The organism is Chromobacterium sp. FG22, from assembly GCF_057809415.1.
The window spans coordinates 357,401-377,946 of the sequence record NZ_JBMDJX010000001.1; the positions used below are offsets into that span (position 1 = coordinate 357,401).

24 protein-coding genes are annotated in these 20,546 nt (G+C 65.4%); 10 read left to right on the forward strand and 14 right to left on the reverse strand.

Annotated elements, in window-relative coordinates; translation table 11 throughout:
• The first annotated feature begins 2 nt into the window (after positions 1-2).
• The 3 genes from ACODSD_RS01685 to ACODSD_RS01695 are packed head-to-tail and all read left to right on the forward strand — an operon-like array spanning position 3 to position 1,959.
• Positions 3-857, forward strand: coding sequence for a PilW family protein (locus ACODSD_RS01685; protein WP_488876648.1), 855 nt, complete (start codon positions 3-5; stop codon positions 855-857).
• A complete protein-coding gene (locus ACODSD_RS01690; protein WP_488876649.1) occupies positions 854-1,537 on the forward strand; it encodes a hypothetical protein in 684 nt (227 codons plus the stop codon). The genes ACODSD_RS01685 and ACODSD_RS01690 overlap by 4 nt, the downstream gene beginning before the upstream one ends.
• Positions 1,534-1,959 carry a type IV pilin protein gene (locus ACODSD_RS01695; protein ID WP_488876650.1) on the forward strand — a complete coding sequence of 142 codons (426 nt, stop codon included), beginning with the start codon at positions 1,534-1,536 and terminating at the stop codon, positions 1,957-1,959. Before ACODSD_RS01690 ends, ACODSD_RS01695 begins: the two co-directional genes overlap by 4 nt.
• Here ACODSD_RS01695 and ACODSD_RS01700 read toward each other — a convergent pair.
• The 4 genes from ACODSD_RS01700 to metX are packed head-to-tail and all read right to left on the reverse strand — an operon-like array spanning position 1,956 to position 5,368.
• Entirely contained in the window at positions 1,956-2,306 is a 351-nt protein-coding gene (locus tag ACODSD_RS01700) for an MliC family protein (RefSeq protein WP_253314195.1), read from the reverse strand. The genes ACODSD_RS01695 and ACODSD_RS01700 overlap by 4 nt on opposite strands.
• Positions 2,303-3,571 carry an AmpG family muropeptide MFS transporter gene (locus ACODSD_RS01705; RefSeq protein WP_486635972.1) on the reverse strand — a complete coding sequence of 423 codons (1,269 nt, stop codon included), beginning with the start codon at positions 3,569-3,571 and terminating at the stop codon, positions 2,303-2,305. Before ACODSD_RS01705 ends, ACODSD_RS01700 begins: the two co-directional genes overlap by 4 nt.
• A 52-nt stretch (positions 3,572-3,623) precedes the next feature.
• A complete protein-coding gene (gene metW / locus ACODSD_RS01710; protein WP_227105300.1) occupies positions 3,624-4,229 on the reverse strand; it encodes a methionine biosynthesis protein MetW in 606 nt (201 codons plus the stop codon).
• On the reverse strand, positions 4,226-5,368 hold the full coding sequence (metX, locus tag ACODSD_RS01715) for a homoserine O-succinyltransferase MetX (protein WP_107801990.1): 1,143 nt from the start codon (positions 5,366-5,368) through the stop codon (positions 4,226-4,228). Before metX ends, metW begins: the two co-directional genes overlap by 4 nt.
• A 230-nt stretch (positions 5,369-5,598) precedes the next feature.
• Between metX and ACODSD_RS01720 the strand changes: the two genes are divergently transcribed.
• The 4 genes from ACODSD_RS01720 to msrQ all read left to right on the forward strand — a co-directional run bounded on the left by ACODSD_RS01720 (position 5,599) and on the right by msrQ (position 8,447).
• Complete coding sequence (locus tag ACODSD_RS01720; RefSeq protein WP_048413183.1) at positions 5,599-5,781, forward strand: protein MIGRI; 183 nt, start codon at positions 5,599-5,601, stop codon at positions 5,779-5,781.
• A gap of 90 nt (positions 5,782-5,871) precedes the next feature.
• Entirely contained in the window at positions 5,872-6,807 is a 936-nt protein-coding gene (gene mnmL / locus ACODSD_RS01725) for a tRNA modification radical SAM protein MnmL/YtqA (protein WP_253314198.1), read from the forward strand.
• A gap of 73 nt (positions 6,808-6,880) precedes the next feature.
• On the forward strand, positions 6,881-7,798 hold the full coding sequence (msrP, locus tag ACODSD_RS01730; protein WP_107800747.1) for a protein-methionine-sulfoxide reductase catalytic subunit MsrP: 918 nt from the start codon (positions 6,881-6,883) through the stop codon (positions 7,796-7,798).
• A gap of 10 nt (positions 7,799-7,808) precedes the next feature.
• Positions 7,809-8,447, forward strand: a complete 639-nt coding sequence (gene msrQ, locus ACODSD_RS01735; protein WP_488876651.1) for a protein-methionine-sulfoxide reductase heme-binding subunit MsrQ — start codon at positions 7,809-7,811, stop codon at positions 8,445-8,447.
• On the opposite strand, the gene ACODSD_RS01740 is transcribed toward msrQ, so the two are convergent.
• Complete coding sequence (locus ACODSD_RS01740) at positions 8,416-8,721, reverse strand: antibiotic biosynthesis monooxygenase family protein (RefSeq protein WP_488876652.1); 306 nt, start codon at positions 8,719-8,721, stop codon at positions 8,416-8,418. The two genes, msrQ and ACODSD_RS01740, sit on opposite strands and share 32 nt — an antisense overlap.
• 100 nt (positions 8,722-8,821) lie before the next feature.
• Here ACODSD_RS01740 and ybaK point away from each other — a divergent pair, with 100 nt between their 5' ends.
• The gene (gene ybaK, locus ACODSD_RS01745) at positions 8,822-9,304 is read left to right on the forward strand and encodes a Cys-tRNA(Pro) deacylase (RefSeq protein WP_107801986.1); all 483 of its coding nucleotides are present in this window, start codon (positions 8,822-8,824) and stop codon (positions 9,302-9,304) included.
• Here ybaK and ACODSD_RS01750 read toward each other — a convergent pair.
• From ACODSD_RS01750 to ACODSD_RS01780, 7 genes are all read right to left on the reverse strand, one after another.
• A complete protein-coding gene (locus ACODSD_RS01750) occupies positions 9,288-10,049 on the reverse strand; it encodes a substrate-binding periplasmic protein (RefSeq protein WP_488876653.1) in 762 nt (253 codons plus the stop codon). The two genes, ybaK and ACODSD_RS01750, sit on opposite strands and share 17 nt — an antisense overlap.
• A gap of 73 nt (positions 10,050-10,122) precedes the next feature.
• Positions 10,123-11,565, reverse strand: a complete 1,443-nt coding sequence (locus ACODSD_RS01755) for a 4Fe-4S binding protein (protein WP_486635965.1) — start codon at positions 11,563-11,565, stop codon at positions 10,123-10,125.
• The gene (locus ACODSD_RS01760; RefSeq protein ID WP_486635964.1) at positions 11,562-12,386 is read right to left on the reverse strand and encodes an FTR1 family iron permease; all 825 of its coding nucleotides are present in this window, start codon (positions 12,384-12,386) and stop codon (positions 11,562-11,564) included. Before ACODSD_RS01760 ends, ACODSD_RS01755 begins: the two co-directional genes overlap by 4 nt.
• A 45-nt stretch (positions 12,387-12,431) precedes the next feature.
• The gene (locus tag ACODSD_RS01765; RefSeq protein ID WP_488876654.1) at positions 12,432-12,809 is read right to left on the reverse strand and encodes a cupredoxin domain-containing protein; all 378 of its coding nucleotides are present in this window, start codon (positions 12,807-12,809) and stop codon (positions 12,432-12,434) included.
• An 83-nt stretch (positions 12,810-12,892) separates the two neighbouring features.
• Positions 12,893-13,435, reverse strand: coding sequence for an iron transporter (locus ACODSD_RS01770; protein ID WP_019100457.1), 543 nt, complete (start codon positions 13,433-13,435; stop codon positions 12,893-12,895).
• A gap of 336 nt (positions 13,436-13,771) precedes the next feature.
• A complete protein-coding gene (gene asnB, locus ACODSD_RS01775) occupies positions 13,772-15,628 on the reverse strand; it encodes an asparagine synthase (glutamine-hydrolyzing) (protein WP_488876655.1) in 1,857 nt (618 codons plus the stop codon).
• Between the two features lie 114 nt (positions 15,629-15,742).
• Positions 15,743-16,939: an MFS transporter gene (locus tag ACODSD_RS01780; protein WP_304502828.1), complete on the reverse strand. Its 1,197-nt coding sequence runs from the start codon at positions 16,937-16,939 to the stop codon at positions 15,743-15,745.
• A gap of 100 nt (positions 16,940-17,039) precedes the next feature.
• Between ACODSD_RS01780 and ACODSD_RS01785 the strand changes: the two genes are divergently transcribed.
• Positions 17,040-17,819, forward strand: a complete 780-nt coding sequence (locus ACODSD_RS01785; RefSeq protein ID WP_107800739.1) for an AraC family transcriptional regulator — start codon at positions 17,040-17,042, stop codon at positions 17,817-17,819.
• On the opposite strand, the gene wrbA is transcribed toward ACODSD_RS01785, so the two are convergent.
• Complete coding sequence (gene wrbA / locus ACODSD_RS01790; protein WP_488876656.1) at positions 17,816-18,415, reverse strand: NAD(P)H:quinone oxidoreductase; 600 nt, start codon at positions 18,413-18,415, stop codon at positions 17,816-17,818. The two genes, ACODSD_RS01785 and wrbA, sit on opposite strands and share 4 nt — an antisense overlap.
• 130 nt (positions 18,416-18,545) lie before the next feature.
• On the opposite strand from wrbA, the gene ACODSD_RS01795 reads away from it, so the two are divergent.
• Complete coding sequence (locus ACODSD_RS01795; RefSeq protein WP_082158910.1) at positions 18,546-19,748, forward strand: YihY family inner membrane protein; 1,203 nt, start codon at positions 18,546-18,548, stop codon at positions 19,746-19,748.
• On the opposite strand, the gene ACODSD_RS01800 is transcribed toward ACODSD_RS01795, so the two are convergent.
• On the reverse strand, positions 19,700-20,521 hold the full coding sequence (locus ACODSD_RS01800; RefSeq protein ID WP_488876657.1) for a DUF3025 domain-containing protein: 822 nt from the start codon (positions 20,519-20,521) through the stop codon (positions 19,700-19,702). The genes ACODSD_RS01795 and ACODSD_RS01800 overlap by 49 nt on opposite strands.
• Positions 20,522-20,546 lie beyond the last annotated feature (25 nt).

A 20,546-nucleotide genomic window follows, 5' to 3' on the forward strand; every position in this document is an offset into this window, starting at 1 on the left:
CCGTGGCGGCCCGCGCGCGCGTCCAGGGCTTCTCCCTGGTGGAAATGATGGTGGCGACGAGCATGGGGCTGCTGGTGTTGGCGCTGGCCTTGCAGGGGGCGTTGACGATGCAGGGCAGCTTGCGCGTGTTGGAGAACGGTTTGCGTCAACATCAGGATGGACAGTTCGCGCTGGCGCAATTGGCGGAAAGCTGGCGCAAGCATGGACGTTTCGCTTGCGCGCAGGCGATGGAGTCGCCGGGGCGAGGGTTCGAGGCGCCGGAAGGCATGCGCTTTCGCTACGGGGTTGGCGCGGCGGCGGCCTTGCTGGCGGAGGACGCGACGCGGACCACGTTGAGTTGGCAAGGCGAGGCGGATTGGGAAGAGGCGGCGCTGGTCAGTTGTTCCAGCCTGAGGCTGTTGAAGCGGGGCGAGCCGGGGCTGGAATGGCGACGGGAGGCCGGCGCGCATGTGCTGACCTGGCCGGGGGAGGTGAGGGCCGGGCTCTTGAGCGGCGCGGACATCGCCTCCTTGGAGGTCTTGGCCATCGCCTCGCAGCGTTACGTTCTGCGTCGCGAGGGTGACGATGGCGACGCGCTGTGGTTGGAGGAAAGCCTGCCCGGTAGGGCGGCGGAGCCGCCGCAATTGCTGGCGACGGGCGTGGTGGCGTTGAGGCAGCGCCTTGGCGTTCGCAGCGGGTGTCGACCATTGGCGCTGGCCTGGAGGGAGGGGCCGGAGCAATTGGCCGCGGAGGATTGGAAGCGGCTGTCGCGGGTGGAACTGGCGCTTGAGTTGCAAGCGGGCGGCCGCCGGCGGAGCTGGACCACGGTGGTGGCGCTGACGCCGGCCCTGCCGTGCGCGCTGGAGCCGGGCGGATGAGGGCCCGGCGGCGCGGAGCGGTGTTGTGGCTGATTCTGCCGCTGCTCAGTCTGCTGACGGTGTTGGCCATGGGCAGCGCGCGCTCGGTGGCGGTGGAGCAGCGCGCCACGCGCAATCTGGCGGAGGAGCGCGCATTGAGGCTGGCGGCCTTGCAGGCTTTGCGGGCGGCGGAACGGCGAACCTTGGATTTGAATCTCCGCTTCGAGGACGCTCTGGCGAGCGAAGCCGGCATTCCCTGGCAAGGAGACGCCCGCGGCCTGGGCTGGTTCATGCCGGATTGCCTGTCCGCCGTCGCCGGCGTCGGATACGGCTTGTGCGCGACCGAGCCCGATGTGTGGCGGCGCAGCGCCCAGATCAACGGGGCGAGATGGCCGCTCTTGCATCCTTGCGGCCCCAGCCGCGGCTTGGAGGCGACGCCGGGCCGTCCGCCGGCGTCCTGCTTGCCGGCGCGGCCGCGCGCTGGGCAGCGCTGGAGTTCGCCGCGTTATGTGCTGGAATTGCTCAATCCGGCGTTCCGGATCGCCGGCGTGGACGGCCGCTTGTATCGAGTCAGCGTGAGGGTCTGGGGCGAGAGCGAGCGCGACATGCTGACCGTGCAGAGTTGGTTCTGGGCCGGGGCGGGGGCGCAGGCCGGCCGCGGCGGGCGTTTGAATTGGCGTTTGCCGGAGGAGGCGCAATGAGGACGCAAGCGGGCATGAGTTTGCTGGAATTGCTGACGGCGATGGCGGTGGCGGCCATTCTGGCCGCGATGGCCTGGCCGGCCTATCAGCAGCAGATATTGCGCGGGCAGTTGGCGGAGGCGCGCGCGGCGCTATTGGAGAATCTGCATTTCATCCAGCGCTGGCACCTGGAAAACCGCTCGGGATCCGCGGCATGGCCGCCTCTGCCGCGATCCGCCACCCGCGATTTCGACATTCGGCTGGGCAGCGTCAGCCTGGGCTCGGACAGCGCCGGACAAGCCAGTTTCCGTCTGCTGGCCAAGCCCAGGGCCGGCCACCGTTTGGCCGGCCGCTTGCAGCTGAGCCTGGATCAGGACGGCAATCTGGCGCAATGCGGGCCGGAGGAGTCCGGCCCGCAGTCGTGCCGGGCCTGGGGAGATTAAGCGCCGTCGGCTGTTGCCGGCAGCTGGATCTTGCGGCAGCCTTGCGCCAGCACGCGGCCGCCGCGAGTAGTCAGGCGCGCCTGCTCGTCCAGCAGCGACCAGATCAGTTGTTGGCTGACATAACGCTCGCCCTGGGCGACCTTGGCCGGCGTCAGCCGGTAGCGGTGATGGTTCCAGTTCAGCTGGATGGCGGCGCCGCTTTGCTGCTGAGGATACTCCACCACCACCATTTTGCTGCCGTTGCAGCGGTATTTGACGGTTTGCATGGCCGTGTCGGCGGAGGCCGACGCGGCGCAGGACGCGCTCAGCAGCGTTGCGCAGAGCAACGCTGGTTTCCATGCCTTCATGCTCCCTCCTTTTCCCTCCATGGGGCGACTTTCAGCAACAACACCATGCCGGGCAACGCCAGCGCGGTGCACAACAGGAAAAAACTGGTCCAGCCTATGGCGTCGATGATGTAGCCGGTGGAGGCGTTGGCCAGGGTGCGCGGCACGGCCGCCAGACTGGTGAACAAGGCGAACTGGGTGGCGGTGTAGGCCGGGTGGGTGCTCTTGGCGATGAAGGCGACGAAGGCCGCGGTGCCAAGACCCACGCCCAGCGCCTCGAAGCCGATGACCACGGCCAGCATGCTCAGTTCATGCGCGCCGATGGAGGCGAAGCGGCCGTAGCTGGCCAGCCAGGCGAAGCCCAGGATGGACAGCACCTGCACCACGCCGAAGGCCCACAGCGCCCGGTTGATGCCCAGCTTGATCATCCACAGGCCGCCGAGCAGGCCGCCTATCACCGCCGGCCACAGCGCCGCGTGCTTGGCCACCAGGCCGATCTGGGATTTGGCGTAACCCATGTCCATGTAGAAGGGGGTGGCCAGCGAGGTGGCCATGCTGTCGCCCAGCTTGTACAGGAAGATGAAGCCCAGAATCCAGGCTGCGCCCTGCCAGCCCTGGCGGGTGATGAATTCATGGAAGGGTTCGACCACGGCTTCGCGCAGGGTCTTGGGCGCTTGACCGGCGAGCTTGGGCTCGCTGACTCGCAGCGTCATCAGCAGGCCGGGGATCATGAACAGCGCGGTGATCAGGAAGACTCGGTCCCAGGAGATGTGATCGGCCAGGATCAGCGACAGCGAACCCGGAACCAGGCCGGCCAAGCGGTAGGCGTTGATGTGCACGGTATTGCCGAGGCCCAGTTCGTTGTCGCTGAGGATCTCGCGGCGATAGGCGTCCAGCACGATGTCCTGGCTGGCGGAGAAGAAGGCCACGCCCACCGCCAGCGCGGCGATGCTCCAGATGTGCTGGGCCGGGTTGAACAGGCCGAAGCCGGCCATGGTGACGATCAGCGCCAGCTGGGTCAGCAGCATCCAGCCGCGACGGCGGCCCAGCAGCGGCGGCACGTAGCGGTCCATCAAGGGGGACCACAGGAATTTCCAGGTATAGGGCAGGCCGATCAGCGCGAACAGACCAATGGCCTTGAGGTCGACGCCTTCGCTGCGCAGCCAGGCGGGAAGCAGATTGATCAGGGTGTACAGCGGAAGACCGGAGGCGAAGCCGGTGAAGACGCAGATCAGCATCGTGCGCGAAAAGACGTCGCGCCGCCAGTCTATGGTTGTGTTGCTCATGGGCAGGCCAGTTTCTACGGATCGCGCGGCGAGACGAGCCCGCCGCTTGTTGTTATTGGCGCGCCACCCGGTAGAAGGCCAGGCTGCCGCGCAGATTGGGCATGAAAGTCACCCGTTTGACCCCGTTCATCACCACGCGTTCCACCACGCGCAGCCGATTCTTGGCGCACAGCGCTTCGAAGTCGCCGAGCATGCACCAGTGAATGTTGGGCGTATCGTACCACTGGTAGGGAATGGTGTCGGAGACCGGCATGTGGCCTTGCAGGATCTGCCAGCGGTTTTCCCAGTAGCCGAAGTTGGGAAACGTGACGATGGCTTCGCGGCCGACGCGCAGCATCTCGTTCAGGATCTGCTCGGTTTCGCGCATCGCCTGTATGGTTTGCGACAGCACCACGTGGTCGAAGGCGTCGCTGTCGAATTCGGCCAGGCCGGTTTCCAGATCGCCTTGCAGCGCGTTGACGCCGGCGTTTACGCATTTGACGACATTGCCGACATCCAGGTCCACGCCGTAGCCGACCACCTGTTTGTTGCGGCCCAGCCAGGACAGCAGCGCGCCGTCGCCGCAGCCCAGATCCAGCACGCGGCTGTCGGGCGCGATCCAGTCGGCGATCAGGCGCAGGTCGGCGCGCAAGGGCGCCGTGGTTTGCGGAGCGTTCATGCTTGCACCTCCCGCGCCACGCGGTCGAGGTAGGCGCGCATCAATTGGACATAGGGCTCGTCGGTCATCAAGAAGGCGTCGTGGCCGTGGACGGATTCGATCTCGGCGTAGGACACAGGCCGGTTGGCGGCCACCAGCGCCTTGACGGTTTCGCGCGAGCGCTCAGGGGAGAAGCGCCAGTCGCTGGTGAAGCTGGCCACCAGAAAGCGGGCGCTGGCCTTTTTCAGCGCGGCGACGAGATCGCCGCCGAAGTCCTTGGCCGGATCGAAGTAGTCCAGCGCCTTGGTCATCAGCAGGTAGGTGTTGGCGTCGAAGGCGTCGGAGAACTTGTCGCCCTGATAGCGCAGATAGGATTCGATCTCGAACTCCACGTCGTAGCCGAAGCGGTACTCGCCGGAGCGCAGCATGCGGCCGAATTTCTCGCCCATGCCGTCGTCGGACAGATAGGTGATGTGGCCGAGCATGCGCGCCAGCCGCAGGCCGCGCCGCGGCAGCGCGTCGTGGGCGTAGAAATCGCCGCCGTGGAATTCGGGATCGGTGAGGATGGCCTGGCGCGCCACATCGTTGAAGGCGATGTTCTGCGCCGACAATTTGGGCGCGGAGGCGATCAGCAACGCGTGGGCGATGCGCTCCGGGTAGTCGATGCTCCATTGCATGGCCTGCATGCCGCCCAGGCTGCCGCCTATCACCGCCGCCCAGCGTTCCACGCCCAGCCGGTCCGCCAGCCGCGCCTGGCTGGTGACCCAGTCTGACACGGTGACGACGGGAAAGCCGGAACCCCAGGGCCGGCCGGTGGCCGGATTGACGCTGGACGGGCCGGTGCTGCCGTGGCAGCCGCCCAGATTGTTGACGCCCACCACGAAGAAGCGGCGGGTGTCTATGGGCTTGCCGGGGCCCACCATATTGTCCCACCAGCCGGCGGCCTTGTCGTCCGCCTGGTGCCGGCCGGCCACGTGATGATGGCCGGACAAGGCGTGACAGATCAGGATGGCGTTGCTTTTGGCGGCGTTGAGTTCGCCGTAGGTTTCGAAGCGCAGCTGATAGCCGGGCAGGACGGCGCCGCTGTTCAGCGGCAAGGGGGTATCGAACACGGCGGTTTGGGCCGTGACGATGCCGACGGAGTCGTGGAGGTCGGACATGGTGACTTGAGTGCCTCTTTTGCTATTTTCGGCATGCGCGGCGAGCCGGGGCCGGCTGCGCGCATGCTGTCGCTCCGCCGGCGGCCGGTCCATGCCGGCCATTCTCTGTCGCGGAGCCTCCTGTAGGCTACAGCCAGGACTTTAGCATGTCTTTCGCCGCCGGCGACAGCCGTCTTGCCAGCCGGGGCGGCGCGCCGGATAATCGGGCGACTTTCTTCCGCTGGCCCGCCATGTTCGGTCGTCTCTTCAAGTTTTTCGTATTGTGCGGCGTTTTGCTGATGCTGGCGCGCTGGCTGCTCAACCGGCGCCAGCGGCAGAGCCTGCACGAGCTGTTCAGCACCTTGGCGTTGGCGCTGCTGCTCAGCGCCGGGCTGTTTTCGCTGCTGTATCTATTGGGCTGGCATCGTCTTTAAGAGCGGTGCCGCCGCGTCCATCCTTGATCCCGCTCAGCGCTTCCGGGCGGCCTGCTTGCTAGACTGCCCGGCTTTGGGCTTTGTTTGGCGATGGATCTGACCCGGCATCTGCATACCTTTGGCTATTATCTGAAACGCCGCTTCGGCGAGCCGGTGCATAAATTGTCGCTCGCCGGCGATTTCACCTGTCCCAACCGCGACGGCACGCTGGGGCGCGGCGGCTGCACCTTTTGCAATGTGCGCAGTTTCGGCCGCGACCCGGCCGCCTTGTCTATCAGCGAGCAGTTGGCGCGGGAGAAGGAGAAGACCGACCGCGCGCGGCGCTACCTCGCCTATTTCCAGGCTTATACCAGCACTTATGCCGAAGCCGAGCTGCTGCGCCGGCTGTACGACGAGGCGCTGGCAGGCGCCGATGTGGTGGGCCTGTGCGTCGGCACCCGGCCGGATTGCGTGCCGGACGCCGCGCTGGCCCTGCTGGCGGAATATCAGGACCAAGGCGGCGAGGTGTGGCTGGAACTGGGCTTGCAGACCGCGCATGACCAGACCCAGGCCTTGATCCGGCGCGGCCACGGCCTGGCCGAATATCGCGACGCGGTGCGACGCGCGCGCCGGCACGGGCTCAAGATTTGCACCCATCTGATCGCCGGACTGCCCGGCGAGGACGCCGCCGCCGTCCACGCCTCGCTGGACACGGTATTGGATATCGGCGTGGAAGGGCTGAAGCTGCATCCGCTGATGGTGGTGCGCGGATCGCGGATGGCGGCGCAATACCGGCGCGGCGAAGTGACGCCGTGGAGCCTGGACGACTACGCCGAGCTGGCAGCCAGCCTGATCCGCCGCACGCCGCCGCAGGTGGTCTACCATCGGGTGTCGGCCACCGCGCAAGCGCCCACCTTGATCGCGCCGGACTGGTGCGGGCCGCGCTGGACCGCCTTGCAGGCCATAGGCCGGCGCCTGGCGCGCGACGGCGGCCAGGGCAGCGCCTTGGGTCAGGCCTGGCGGGCGGATGCGGAGCCGCTTGCGTAAATTATCGGCGTGGTCGATTGTCAGATTCAGGAGCCGCTCCCGACTCATGGGGGTAAAGACTGGAGACACCGCCATGCTGATCAAGAAGCCCGCCGATATTCCCTCGTCGGACATCACGCCGGAAGGCGTGTATTTGAACCGCCGCCACTTCATGCTGGGCAGCGCCGGCTTGCTGCTGTCCGCCGAGACGCTGGCGGCGCTGGCCGCCAAGAAAAGCCCCTTGTCGACGCTGGCCGGCAACGACAAGGCCAATAGCCTGAAAGAGATTGCCGGCTATAACAATTTCTACGAGTTCGGCACCGACAAGTCGGACCCGGCGGCGAATGCCGGCAGCCTGAAAACCCGTCCCTGGAACGTGCTGGTGGACGGCGAGGTGGCCAAGCCGCGCAGCTTCGGCATCGAGCAATTGCTGAAAATGCCGCTGGAGGAGCGCGTTTACCGGCTGCGCTGCGTCGAGGGCTGGAGCATGGTGATTCCATGGGTGGGCTTTCCGCTGGCCAGTCTGCTCAAGCAGATGAACCCGACCTCGCGCGCCAAGTACGTGGCCTTCGAAACCCTGCAGCGGCCGGCGGAAATGCCCGGCCAGCGCGGCCGGGTGCTGGACTGGCCCTACCGCGAGGGCCTGCGCATGGACGAAGCGATGCATCCGCTGACCATTCTGGCCGTCGGCCTGTACAACGATGTGTTGCCCAATCAGAACGGCGCGCCCATCCGCCTGGTGGTGCCGTGGAAATACGGTTTCAAGAGCATCAAGTCCATCGTGCGCATCCATCTGCAGGAAACCATGCCGGCCACCAGTTGGAATAGGGCCAATGCGCGCGAGTACGGTTTCTATTCCAATGTGAACCCGGAGGTGGATCACCCGCGCTGGAGCCAGGCCAGCGAGCGCCGCATCGGCGAGTTCTTCAAGCGCAAGACGCTGATGTTCAACGGCTACGCCGATCAGGTGGCGGGTTTGTACCGCGGCCTGGATCTGCGCAAGAATTATTGATGGAGCGGGGATGACGACTTTGCACCTTAAATCCGTTACCGCTCGTCCGGCAGACCGCGCCTTGGCCTGGTTCAAATGCCTGCTGTTCGCGGTCTGTCTGTTGCCGCTGGCGCGTGCCGCCTGGATTGTGCTGTCCGGCGAGGCGGTGAACCCGGTGGAGTTCATCACTCGTTCCACCGGCACTTGGACCTTGGTGTGGCTGCTGGCGACGCTGGCGATGACGCCCTTGCGGCGTTTGGGGGCTGGCGGCTGGCCGCTCAAGTGCCGGCGCATGCTGGGCTTGTTCGCCTTTTTCTACCTGAGCCTGCATTTCCTGACCTATTTGTGGCTGGACCAGTCTTTCGATTGGGCCGGCGTCGTCAGGGACATCTACAAGCGGCCCTTCATCACCGTCGGTTTCGCCGCGCTCTTGCTGATGACGCCGTTGGCGCTGACCTCCACCCAGGGTTGGATGCGCCGGCTCAAGCGCAACTGGGGCCGGCTGCATCGGCTGGTCTATCCGACGGCCTTGCTGGCGGTCATCCATTACTGGTGGTTGGTGAAGAAGGACCTGAGCCAGCCCTTGATCTACGCGGCGGTGTTGGCTGTGCTGCTGGGGCTGCGGCTGTGGTGGCGCTTTAGGCGCGCGGTGGCGGATAGGCCTGGCTGAAGTGCTCGACTACAGGAAAAGGCTGATAGAAGTGGTGCAGTCGTTGTTTCCATTCAAGATAGCCGGCGGATTGGCGGAAGCCCTGCTGATGGGCTTCCACGCTAGTCCAGCGAACTAGTAGTAGGTATTTGTCCTCTTGTTCCAGGCATCGCTGCAACTCATGGCCCAGATAGCCTGGCGCGGCTGCGATAAGCTTAGAGGCTTGGGTAAAAGCGACTTCGAATTCCGGGCCGAGGCCAGGTTTGATGTGCAGCAAGGCGGCTTCCAATATCACGGTATCGTTCCTTGTGTGGAATGGGTACGGCCAGTGTCCGGGTTTGCCTGGCGGCGCGCAAACTTCTACAGTGACGTTTTGTTTTTTGACTGTGAAGATCATGTCCAAGGAGAAAGCCCCGGTCACTCAGGCGATCCGGGTATTGCGCGAGCATCAGGTCGCTTATAGCGAGCATCTGTACAAGTACGAGGAAAAGGGCGGCACCACGGTGTCGGCGCGGGAGTTGGGCGTGGACGAGCACTGTGTGATCAAGACCTTGATCATGGAGGACGAGAACAAGCGGCCCTTGATCGTGCTGATGCACGGGGACCGCGAAGTGGGCACCGGCATGCTGGCCAAGCAGATCGGCGTCAAGAAGGTCCATCCCTGCGATCCCAAGACCGCGGACAAGCATAGCGGCTACCAGGTGGGCGGCACCAGTCCTTTCGGCGCCCGCCATCCGATGCCGGTGTATATGGAGGCCAGCATCGTCGAACTGGAGCGCATCTACATCAACGGCGGCAAGCGCGGTTTTCTGATCGGGATGTCGCCCAAGGACGCGCAGCGGGTGCTGCAGCCGGTTCTGGTCAGCGCCGCGGCTTGAGTTCGGGAAAATTTCGCTGGTATATGGCTTGCAGGCTGCCGTCGGCCTGCATCGCTTGCAGGGTCTGATCGATTGCGCGCCGTAGTTTGACGATGTTCGGATAAGTGCGCGAGTACATCAGCGACAGCGAGGTGGCCTTGTCCAGCGGCGTGGGAATGTAGGCGAAGTCGCGCTCCTGACCGGCGGCCTGGGTGCGGATCAGGAACAGGCCGCGTTCCAGCGTCAGCGGCGCCAGGTCCAGGTGGCCGGCGCGCAGCAGCCTGATCGCGTTTTCCTCGTCGTTGGTGTTCAGCGTGTTCAGGCGGTATTGCTTGAACAAGGGCTGGTACCAATAGCCCAGCTGCACGCCGATGCGGTAGGCGCGCAAGTCGGCCAGGCTGTGAAAGTCGTAGGGGGGATTGGCGAGCCGGGGCTTGTAGTAGAAGAAGTAGCTGCTGCTGTGGATCAGCGGCGGGGAGAAATCGAAACGGAGCGCGCGTTCCGGCGTCGGCCGGTAGGGAAAGGCCGCCGCGGCGCGGCCCGCTTTGACCTCGGCTTCCGCGCGGGGCCAGCTCATATAGTGAAAACGCGCGGTATAGCCGGCGCGTCGGCAGATTTGCCGCACCATGTCGGCGAACACGCCGTCGGCGGTGAAGCTGCGCGACACATAGGGCGGCCACTCGCCGGTGGCGAAGTCTATCGCCGGCGTTTCGGCGCGCGCGGTCGCGGCCAGGCAATAGAGGGCAAGCAGCAGCGGACGCCACATGGCGCGACTCCAGGATCAGGGTGGGAGCATGCTTTGTTATCGCACAGCGCCCACCCCGTCGCCAGCGGGACGGCTACCACCACCAGAACATGAAGCCCCAGGCGGCGTCCACCAGGGCCAGCGCCGCCAGCAAGGGAAGCAAGGCCAGCGCCTGACGCCAGCCGGCACTCCAACGCGCGAGGATGGCGCGTCCCAGCCACAGCGACCACAGATTGGCGCCGGCCAGCAAGGCCAGCCGCGCGTCGTTGGCCCAGAACATCGGCACCCCTTCGGCTTTCAACAGCGTCACCGTCAGTGCGGACAGACCCAGGAACACGCCGCAGCCGGCCAGCGGGATCAGGCTCTGTGCCAGGTGGTGCAGGCGTTGCAGCCGCCAGGGGCCGGCGATGCGCACGCCGGCCGCCAGGCACAGCAGCAGGCCGCTGCCCAGCGCCAGCGCGGTGATCAGCACATAGCTGATCAGCGCCGCGCCATCCAGCCAGGAGAACACGTCGTTATGCTGCGGGTAGTGGGTCAGCAGCCACCACGGCGCCTCGGTGTCCAGCGGCCACAGGATGTCGCGGTCCACCAGCCATTCCGCCGCCGCCTGCTTCATGGCCACGAACCAGGGGCTCATGGTCCAGTGGAAGGCGCCCATCGCCACGCCCAGAAGGCCGTAGACGATCAGCGCGGTTTGCCAGCCGTCGGCTTCCTTGGCGGCGACTTTGACCACTTCTTCAGTGGGCGAGCGCAGGCTCAGTTCGATGGCGTCGCGATGGCCGCTGCAGCGGCCGCACATATGGCAGCCGCTGCCGCCTTGCATATGGCGCAGCGGTTGCAGCGGTGCACAATCCACCGCCTGTATCGGGATGGTTTTGCCTTGCTGCGAGGCTTTCCAGGCTGCCTCGTCCACCCGGTAATACATCGGCGCCAGTTTGGACAGCAGGCCGAACACGCCGTTGACCGGGCACAGGTGGCGGCACCAGGCGCGCTTGCCGCGGGTGTAGATGAAGCCGACGATCACCGCGGCCACGGTTGAGCCGCCCAGCACCAGCAGTGCGGCCTTGGGGTATTGGTAAACGCTGACCAATTGGCCGTAGATGGTGGTCAGCGCGAAGGCGACGAAGGGCCAGCCGCCCCAGCGCATCCAGCGCGGGATGGGCCGGCCCAGGCCTTTCTTGGCCGCCCATTCGGACAGCGCGCCTTCCGGGCACAACACGCCGCACCACAGCCGGCCGAAGAGCACCATGGACAAGAGCACGAAGGGCCACCAGATGCCCCAGAACACGAATTGGGCGAAGATGGTCAGATTGTTCCAGATCCGGGCGGTGTCTCCGGGCAGGTCCAGGCAGGCCGGCACGATCAGCAGCGCGGCGTAGACCAGCACCACCCCCCATTGCAGCGCGCGCAGCAGGCCGGCGTGATCGCGCAGCCACAAGCCGACGGCGGCCATGAAACCGGGGGCCGTCGGCTGACTACAGGAAGCGCCGGCGCAAGCGTCGGCGGAATGGGGAAGGGGCGGGCGGGCGGATTTCATACTGCCAGCGCGTGTTTGCGGTTGCGCCATTGGAACAGCGCCCAGATCGTCGCCCAGAACAGCGCGTAGGCGATCAGGCTCATCAGGGCGGGGTGGGCGCGATAGCCGGTGAGCGAGGCGATGACGCCGCCGGCGGGGCTCATATCGTCAAGCAGCGCGGAGCTGTCCCACAGCGGATCGATTAGCGCCGGCAGAATGTCCATCGAGATCAGCTTTTCCACGCCGCTGAGGAAGAGCGAGGCGCCGAGCAGCAGCAGCATGATTTCGGTGATGCGGAAGAACAAGCGCCAGGACAGGTATTTGCCGCCCAGCTGCAAGAGATAGAAGGTCAGGAAGGCCAGGCCCAGACCGATCAAGGCGGCGAAGCTCATGCTGGCCAGCGTGGAGCCGTCGGCCTCGGCCAGCATGCCGTAGAGGAAGACCACGGTTTCGCTGCCTTCTCGGGCGATGGCGATGGCGGCCAGCAAGGTGACGCCCCACCAGTTGGCGCTGCTGGCGTTCTCGCGGAGGCCGGCCTCCAGTTCTTTCTTCAGCGTGCGGCCATGCTCGCGCATCCACAGCACCATATGCACGATCAGCGCGGCGGCGGTGAACACCATCACCGTCTGGAACACGTCTTGCGCGCCGGCCATCAGGCTGCTGGCGGCGAACAGGGCCACGGCCAGGCCGACGGCGGCGAACAGGCCCAGCGCCACGCCGGCCCACAGATAACGTTTGCCGGCGGCGCCGGCCGGGTTCTGGTTCATCCAGGCATTCAGGATGCCGACGACCAGCAAGGCTTCGACGCTTTCACGCCAAACAATGAATAGGACTTGTCCCATGAGGTGCACTCCTGAATACGGCCTTAAACGGCGGACGGGCCGCGTTTACTTGGCGACGATGACGCCTTGGCCGGTCTTCATGTGAAATTCGTCAAAAAACTTGTACTCGCCGGGGGACAGCGGCTGGAACACCAGGAAGGATTCCGCGCCGGGGCCCAGCACCTTTTCCTTGCGCAGCGGCGTGCTTTCGAATTCGGCCGGCGTTTTGCCGGCGTTGATCACTTCAACCTTGAACTTCTTGCCGGCCGGCACCACCAGGCGGGCGGGCGTGAACACGCCGTCCTTCATCACCAGCTTGAACACAGGCATCTCGTCGGCGAGGACGGACATTGACACTAGGCAGGCCGCGAGGGCGGCCAGGAGCATGCGCGCGAACTTCATCGGAAAGGGTCTCCGGATTGAAAACAGCGCAGGCGAGGGCATGCGCTGTCTTATTTTAACGCATGAGAATGACTGGCGTTTACATTCTCATTCGCATTAATCCTGTTTTTACAAGAACAACGGGATTAATAGCCGCCTTTTTTGCCGATGCCGGCATAAGTGAACTCATAGTTCAGCTCGAAAGGCTTGAACCACGGGCCCACGCCGGTTTCCTTGTCGATGTGACGGCCGAAGTGGGCGTGTTGATTGGCCGACGGCGGCAGGATGGTGTATTTCAGCTTGTATTTGCCCGGGCCTTGCAGCTTGATGTTGTCGCCGTAGTGCGGGCCGTCGTTGGCCACCATCGGCATCAGATCGCCCTTGAGCACTTCCTTGCCGCCGACTTTGCTCAACTCGTACTTGACCACCAGATAGGGCATCCATGCGCCTTCTTCGAAGCCGTTCGGATTGTTCTTGGTGGCGTGGATGTCGGCCTCCAGGTGGATGTCGGATTCCTCGGCCTTGCGCATCATGCCTTCCGGTTCCATCTTGGTAGGCTGCAGGTAGACCGCGCCGATCTCCATGCCGTTTTTCAGGGCCGGCTTGCCGATCGGGTATTCCTTGGCCATGGCGGCGGCGGAAGCGGTCAGTGCTGCGGTGGCGATAGCCAGTTGAACAAAGCGACGCATAGTGTTTCCTTTTGGTTTCAATTGAGTAGGGCACTGCTTGGCCCGAGCGGGCCGCTTGGCGCTTGAAGGCGCCAGCCTGGCGGGTAAGCGCTTTATTTTTGTTTGCTTGGCTTGCCTAAAAATACTAATGCTAATCATTATCGTTTTCAAACGAAAATGTGTTGTCGAATGTAGCAGATGCGACGCCGAGCGGCGCTGGCCATAGGTATGGCATGCGTCGCGGCGTCGCTCAGCGCCCGTCCGTAGTGTTGGCGCGCGTTGACGAGGCGGCTTTGAAAGCGTCGTCAACTCCATGAGCATTCGGCTTCCTCCGCCGGCTTGGATTCCGGGCGACTCTCAGTCCTGCGCCGCCAGCCGGCTGAGCTGCGCCAGGCTTTCGTCCAGGATCAGCAATTGCAGCACCTGCTCGGCCAGGTGCTCCGCGCCGTCGCGGTAGGCGGCGGCGAAGGCGTCCACCGCGGCGGCGTCCAGTTGGCCGCCGCTCAAGCGGGCCAGGCGCTCGCCCAGGCCGTCCATGCGCGGGGCCAGGCTGGTTTTCAGCCAGCCGGACAGCGGCGGATTGAAGCCGCGCTTCTTGCGCTGGAAGAAGTCCGCCGGCAGCGCCGGGTGGATGGCGCGGCGGAAGATCAGCTTGGCCGGCTGGGTGAAGCGCTGCTTGCCGTCCACCGCCAGCAAAGCCTGGTAGAAGCGGTGATCCACCAGCGGGGCGCGGCCTTCCAGGCCATGGGCCATAGTGCACAGGTCGGACTTTTGCAGGATGTAGTCCGGCAGATAGTTGGCGAAGTCTATCGCCAGCAAATGGTGCAGGCCGGCCGGCGCATTGGCCGGCGGCGGGCCGATGTCGTCCGGCGCGCGCCAGTGGCAGAGCCGCGACAGCGGCCGATTGCTTTGCAGGAACAGGCGTTGGCCGGGGGTGAAACCGGAGAAGCGCAGCGAATAGGCGTCCTGCCAGCTCATCGCCAGCTCGGTGGCCAGCTTGCCTGCGCCCCTGCCGTCCAGCGACGGTTTGATCGTCAGCGGCAGCTTGATCAGGCTGCGCCAGCGGGTGCGCAAATGCTTGTTGATCCGCTTGTAGCCGGCCAGCAGTTCATCGCCGCCGTCGCCCACCAGCACCACTTTGACGTGGCGGCTGACTTCGCGCGACAGATACCAGGTGGGGAAGCTGGACGGATCGGCGAAGGGTTGGTCGAGGTCGGCGACAATGCGTTCGAAATCCGCCGCCAGATTGTCCGGCATCTGCACCGCCAGGTTGGCGAGGCCCATTCTGCGCGCGGAGTCGGCGGCGTCGGCGGCCTCGTCCAGCTTGGATCCGGGGAAGGCGGCGGTGAAGCTGCTGAATTGCGTCAGTTGCTGCGTGGCCAGCCGGCTGGCGATCACGGTGGAGTCTATGCCGCCGGACAAGAGCACGCCCAGCGGGCGGTCGGCGACGGTGCGCATCGCCACCGCGCGGTCCAGTTCCTGAAGCCAGTCGCCACCGCCCTTGGCCGGCTGCCAGTAGCGCAGCTTGCGCAAGGAACGGGTATCCAGATCGAACTCCAGCCGGTGGCCGTTCTCCAGACGCTGGATATGGCTGAACAGGGTGGCGGGCGACGGAATGTAGCGGTGAGCCAGATAGGCGTCGATGGCGTCGGCGGAGAAGCCTCGCCGCTGCGGCGGCAAGAAGGGCAGCACCGAGCGCACCAGCGAGCCGAAGGCGAAATCGCCGTCCAGCAGCGAATAGACCAGCGGCTTCTCGCCCATGCGGTCGCGCGCCAGGTGCACCTTGCGCTGCTTCAGATCCAGGATGGCGAAGGCGAACATGCCGCGCAGCCGTTGCAGCAGGGCCTCAATGCCCCAGGCCTGGTAGCCGCGCAGGATGAATTCGGTATCGGAGTGGGTGGCGAAGCGCGCGCCGCCGGCTTCCAGTTCGGCCTTGTCGGCGGCCCAGTCGTAGACTTCGCCGTTGTAGCAGATCCAGACCTGGCCGTCGTCGCTGGCCATGGGCTGATTGGCGATGGGCCGCGGGTCGATGATGGACAGCCGCGCGTGCAGCAGCGCGTTGTGGATGTCGCCGTCCGCCGCAGGCTGCCAGGCCGCGTTCAGCAATAATTGATTGGCGGCGTCGGGTCCGCGCCGGCCCAGCTCCGTCAACATGGCCTGGGCGGTGGCCGCGGCGGCGGGGTGTTGAGAGAAGAAGCCGGCGATTCCACACATGATTTTCTGTCCGAATGGGCAACGCGCCCGGTAAGCCGCCGAGCGCTCGGACGGCGCCGCAGGCGCGTTGGAAAAATTGAATGGCGGAAGTATCCGGGCAGGGCGGCGCCAGTGTCAAACCTTGTCGCCGCGCAGATCCGGCAATAGGGCGGCCACCAGGCCCAGCAGCGGCAGGAAGGCGCACAAGCGATAGACGAATTCGATGCCGTGGCTGTCGGCCAGCTGGCCCAGCACCGCGGCCCCTATGCCGCCGATGCCGAAGGCGAAGCCGTAGAACATGCCGGACACCATGCCCACCCGGCCCGGCAACAGTTCCTGTGCGTAAATGATGATGGCGGGAAAGGCGGAGGCCAGCACAAAGCCTATGCCCAGCGACAGCACGCTGGTCCAGAACAGATTGACGTAGGGCAGCATCAGGGTCAGCGGCGCGATGCCGAGGATGGAGAACCAGATCACCCGCTTGCGGCCGATGGCGTCGCCTATCGGCCCGCCGAAGATGGTGCCCAGCGCGACCGCGAGCAGGAACAGGAATAAATGCAGCTGCGCGGCTTGCACGCCCAGGCCGAAATGCTGAATCAGATAGAAGGTGAAGTAGCTGGTGATGCTGGCGGTGTAGAAGTATTTGGAGAACAGCAGCACCAGTAAGGCGAACAGCGTCAGCTTCACGCGCGCCGGCGACAGCGGCGGCGGCGTAACGGCGGCGGCGGCTTTGGCCTTGCGCTGCTGATGGCTGTACCACTGGCCGATCTTGAACAAGACCGCCATCGCCAGCAAGGCGGCGAGACCGAACCAGGCGATGCTGCCCTGGCCCAGGGGAATGACGATCAAGGCCGCCAGCAGCGGCCCGCTGGCGCTGCCGGCGTTGCCGCCCACCTGAAAGATGGATTGCGCCAGACCGGGACGGCCGCCGGAGGCCATGCGCGCCACCCGCGACGATTCCGGATGGAACACCGAGGAGCCGGTGCCCACCAGCGCCGCGGCCAGCAGCAATAGCGGGAAGCTGCCGGCGCTGGACAGCAGCAGCAGGCCGCACAGGGTGGCGCCCATGCCCAGCACCAGCGAATACGGCATCGGCTTCTTGTCGGTATAGAGCCCGACCAGCGGCTGCAGCAGCGAGGCGGTGCACTGATAGGTCAAGGTCATCAGGCCGATCTCGGCGAAGCTGAGCTGGTAATTGCCCTTGAGCAGCGGGTAGATCGCCAGCAGCAGCGATTGCAGCATGTCGTTGAGAAAATGGGAAAAACTGATGGCGCCCAGCACGCGGAAACGGGTGCTGTCTTGATCTGGCGCGGAGGCGGCGGCGGTAGTCATGGGCTTGAGAATCATTCAGCTAGTGGGTGAAGTCATACTAGCGAGCAAAGCAACGCCCGTCCTGCGAAAATAGGGCAGGCATCTTTGCAAAAGAGGCGTTATGACGGATTTTGATCATTTGCATGACTACGACGGCGGCGCGGCGCCGGTGGTGGGCAAGGCGCGCGATTACGCGGCCGGCGGCGTATCGCCGCGGCACGCCCATCCCACCGCCCAGCTGTTGTACGCGGTGGAGGGCGTGATGATGGTCACCACCGATCAGGGGCGCTGGATCGTGCCGCCGACGCGCGGCATCTGGCTGCCCATCGCCACCTGGCATCAGGTGAACATGCTGAGCCGGGTGCGGATGCGCACGGTGTACGTGCGCGGCGACGCCTTGAACGGCTTGCCTGAGACGTGCTGCGTGCTGGCGGTGTCGCCCTTGTTGCGCGAACTGATCCAGGCGGCGACCGGCATTGCCGTGCCTTATCCGCCGGATAGCCGCGCGGAGCGGGTGATGGGCTTGATTCTGGATGAGATCCGCAGCCTGCCCAGCCTGGCTTTGTCCTTGCCGCAGCCGGCGTCGCCGGCGCTGGACCAGCTGTGCCGGCAACTGCTCGGTCAGCCCGGCGACGCACGCGGCGTCGCCGAGTGGGCGGCGCAGGCGGCGATGGACCCGCGCACTCTGCAGCGCCGTTTTCAGCGCGAGACCGGGCTCAGCTTCGGACAGTGGCGGCGGCAGGCGCGGCTGATCGCGGCCTTGGAACGTCTGGCGCGCGGCGCCAGCGTGCTGGAGGTGGCGCTGGACCTGGGCTACGCCAGCCCCAGCGCCTTCGCGACAATGTTCAAGCGCGAGCTGGGCGCGTCGCCCAGCGCTTTCTTCGATGCGCCGGAGATTTAAATCGGAGCGGCCAGCTTCAGCGCCGTCTCCGCCAGCCGGCGGCCCTGGGCCAGCGCCAGTTGTTTTTCATCGTCGCTGATCGGCTGCTCATTGCGCACGCCGGCGACATGGCTGACGCCGTAGGGGGTGCCGCCGCTGCGGGTCTGGGTCAGCGCGGTTTCGGTATAGGGCAGACCCACCATCACCATGCCGTGGTGCAGCAAGGGCACCATCATGGTCAGCAGCGTGGATTCCTGGCCGCCGTGCAGCGAGGCGCTGCTGGTGAACACGCAGGCGGGCTTGCCGGCCAGCGCGCCCTGCATCCATTCCGGGCTGGTGCCGTCCAGGAAATATTTCACCGCCGCCGCCATATTGCCGAAGCGGGTGGGGCTGCCCAGCGCCAGACCGATGCACTCGGCGAGGTCCGCGGCTTCGACATAGGGCGCGCCGGACTCGGGGACGGCGGCCTCGGTGGCCTCGCAGACCGCGGACACCTTGGGCACAGTGCGCAGCCGGGCCTGGCAGCCGGGCACGCTCTCTATGCCGCGGGCGATCAGGCGGGCCAGTTCGCGGGTGGCGCCGTGCTGGCTGTAATAGAGCACCAGGAGGTCTTGCATGGGTTTGGGATCTTCCGTCTGAGGTCAAAAAAACGATAAGGCGCGCGCCGTTGCGCGAGCCGGTGCATGATAAAGCAAGTCTTCGCGGCTTGCCTGATCCGCGCTTTGCCATTATTTTGCCGGGATGCAAATGAGTCGAATCGAACCGTATCTGGGCTTCGCCCGCTTTCTGGCCCGGCGCATGGGCAGCCATCGCGTCGCGCAAGTGTCCGGCAGCCTGACCTTCACCACGCTGCTGGCGCTGGTGCCCTTGTTCACCATCGCTTTGACGGTGATTTCCGCGTTTCCGGTGTTCTCCGATCTGAGCACCCGTTTCAAGATCATGCTGCTGTCTACGCTGGTGCCGGAGTTCGCCGGCAAGGTGATCACCGTCTACATGCGTCAGTTCGCCGATAATGCGGAAAAGCTGACCGCCGCCGGCATCGTGATGCTGGGCGTGACCGCGCTGATGCTGATGTCCACCATAGACCGGACTTTCAACGCCATCTGGGGCGTGCGCCGCGGGCGGCCGCTATTGCAGCAGAGCATGGTGTACTGGACGGTGCTGACCCTGGGGCCGCTGGTGTTGGGCGGCAGCTTGCTGGCCTGGCGCAGCCTGTTCAAGATCAGCAAGTTCGACCACGCGCTGCCGGTGCTGGCCAATGTGGTCGAGGCCGGCGGCTCCATCCTGCTGACCGCTTTGGTGCTGTCGCTGTTGTACCGCATCGTGCCCAATCGCTTCGTGCCGATCAAGCACGCCAGCGTCGGCGCCTTGCTGACCGCGATCCTGCTGGAGGCCACCCGCGCCTTGTTCGGCTTCTACATTGGCCAGGTGGCCAATTATCAGCTGGTCTACGGCGCTTTCGCCAGCATCCCCATTTTTCTGCTGTGGGTGTATTGCTTGTGGATGGTGGTGCTCAGCGGCGCGGTGTTCACCGCCTCGCTGTCCTATTGGGAAGGCGACGCCTGGCGGCGGCGCTTCGAGCCCAGGCGGCGCTTTCTCGACGCGGTGGAAGTGCTGCTGTTGCTGGACGAGGCGCAGAACCGCGGCGAATTGTTGAGCCCGGTGAAGTTGCGCAGCCAGGTGAAGGTGGGTTACGACGAGCTGGGCTGGGTGCTGGACATGTTGAGCTCCCGCGGCTTTGTGCAGAAAAGCCAGCGCGACGGCTGGGTGCTGGGCAAGAAGTTGTCGGCCATCTGCATGGTGGAGCTGTTCGAACTATTCGTCTATCGCAGCGACAACTACCGCGACGACGATGTCGGCGCCGGGGTGGAAAGCCTGCTGGGGCCGATGACGGCCGAGCTTCAGTCGGTGACGCTGGAGGACTTCGCCCGCCGCGTCGGCCGGAAATAATCGCGATTATCGTAAAAGGCCGGGTTTTCGTTGTCCGGCCACCAGCCGGGAATGCCCAGCAGCGGCAGCGGCCACAGCGCGCGCGGCGCCGGCATGAAGGCGTCGTCGTCCAGCCGGCGCGCCAGCGCCTCGTCCAAGTGCGCCAGACGGCGCGCCTCTTCCCAAGCAAAGAATTCCGCCGGCACCTGCAGTGGCAAGGCCTTGCCGCACCAGCCGATATGCGGCCGCAGGCCGACTTCGAACAGCGCGTGGCCGATGGCGTGGACGCCGATGCGCCGGCCCCAGTCCTGGCGGTGTTTCAGAAACAGGCGCTGCCACTCCATATCGTCCAGCATCCGGCTGAAGTCGGGATCGGAGACGGCGACGACGACGCCGCATTCGTCTAATAGCGTGGCGGCGTCGCGCAGCGGTCCGCGCTTGGTTTCGCCGCGGGCGATGGCGCGCAGGTGGCGACGGTTCAGCGCCAGCTTGCTCAGCGGCCAGGCCAGCCAGGCCAGCGCGTTGAACCAGTCGTGCCAATTGCCGGTGCGCGTGGGAATCTCGCCGGTATGGCCGATATGCATCTCGTAATAGGCTTCCGGCTCCAGATCGCAGGCGAAGCGCAGCTCGGCCGGCAGCGCGTCCGGGCGCTGCCGGCGATAGCGCCGCAGCAACTGGTCGTAATCCGCCTGCTCCGGCCAGGAAGCGGGGGCGATCAGCGCGGCGGCGTCGCGGACGGGCAGATACAGCGGATGGGAGAGGTAATCGGTTTGCCAGGCGCTCACGGTGGACATCTTGGGAGAGAGATTCAAGCCGGCA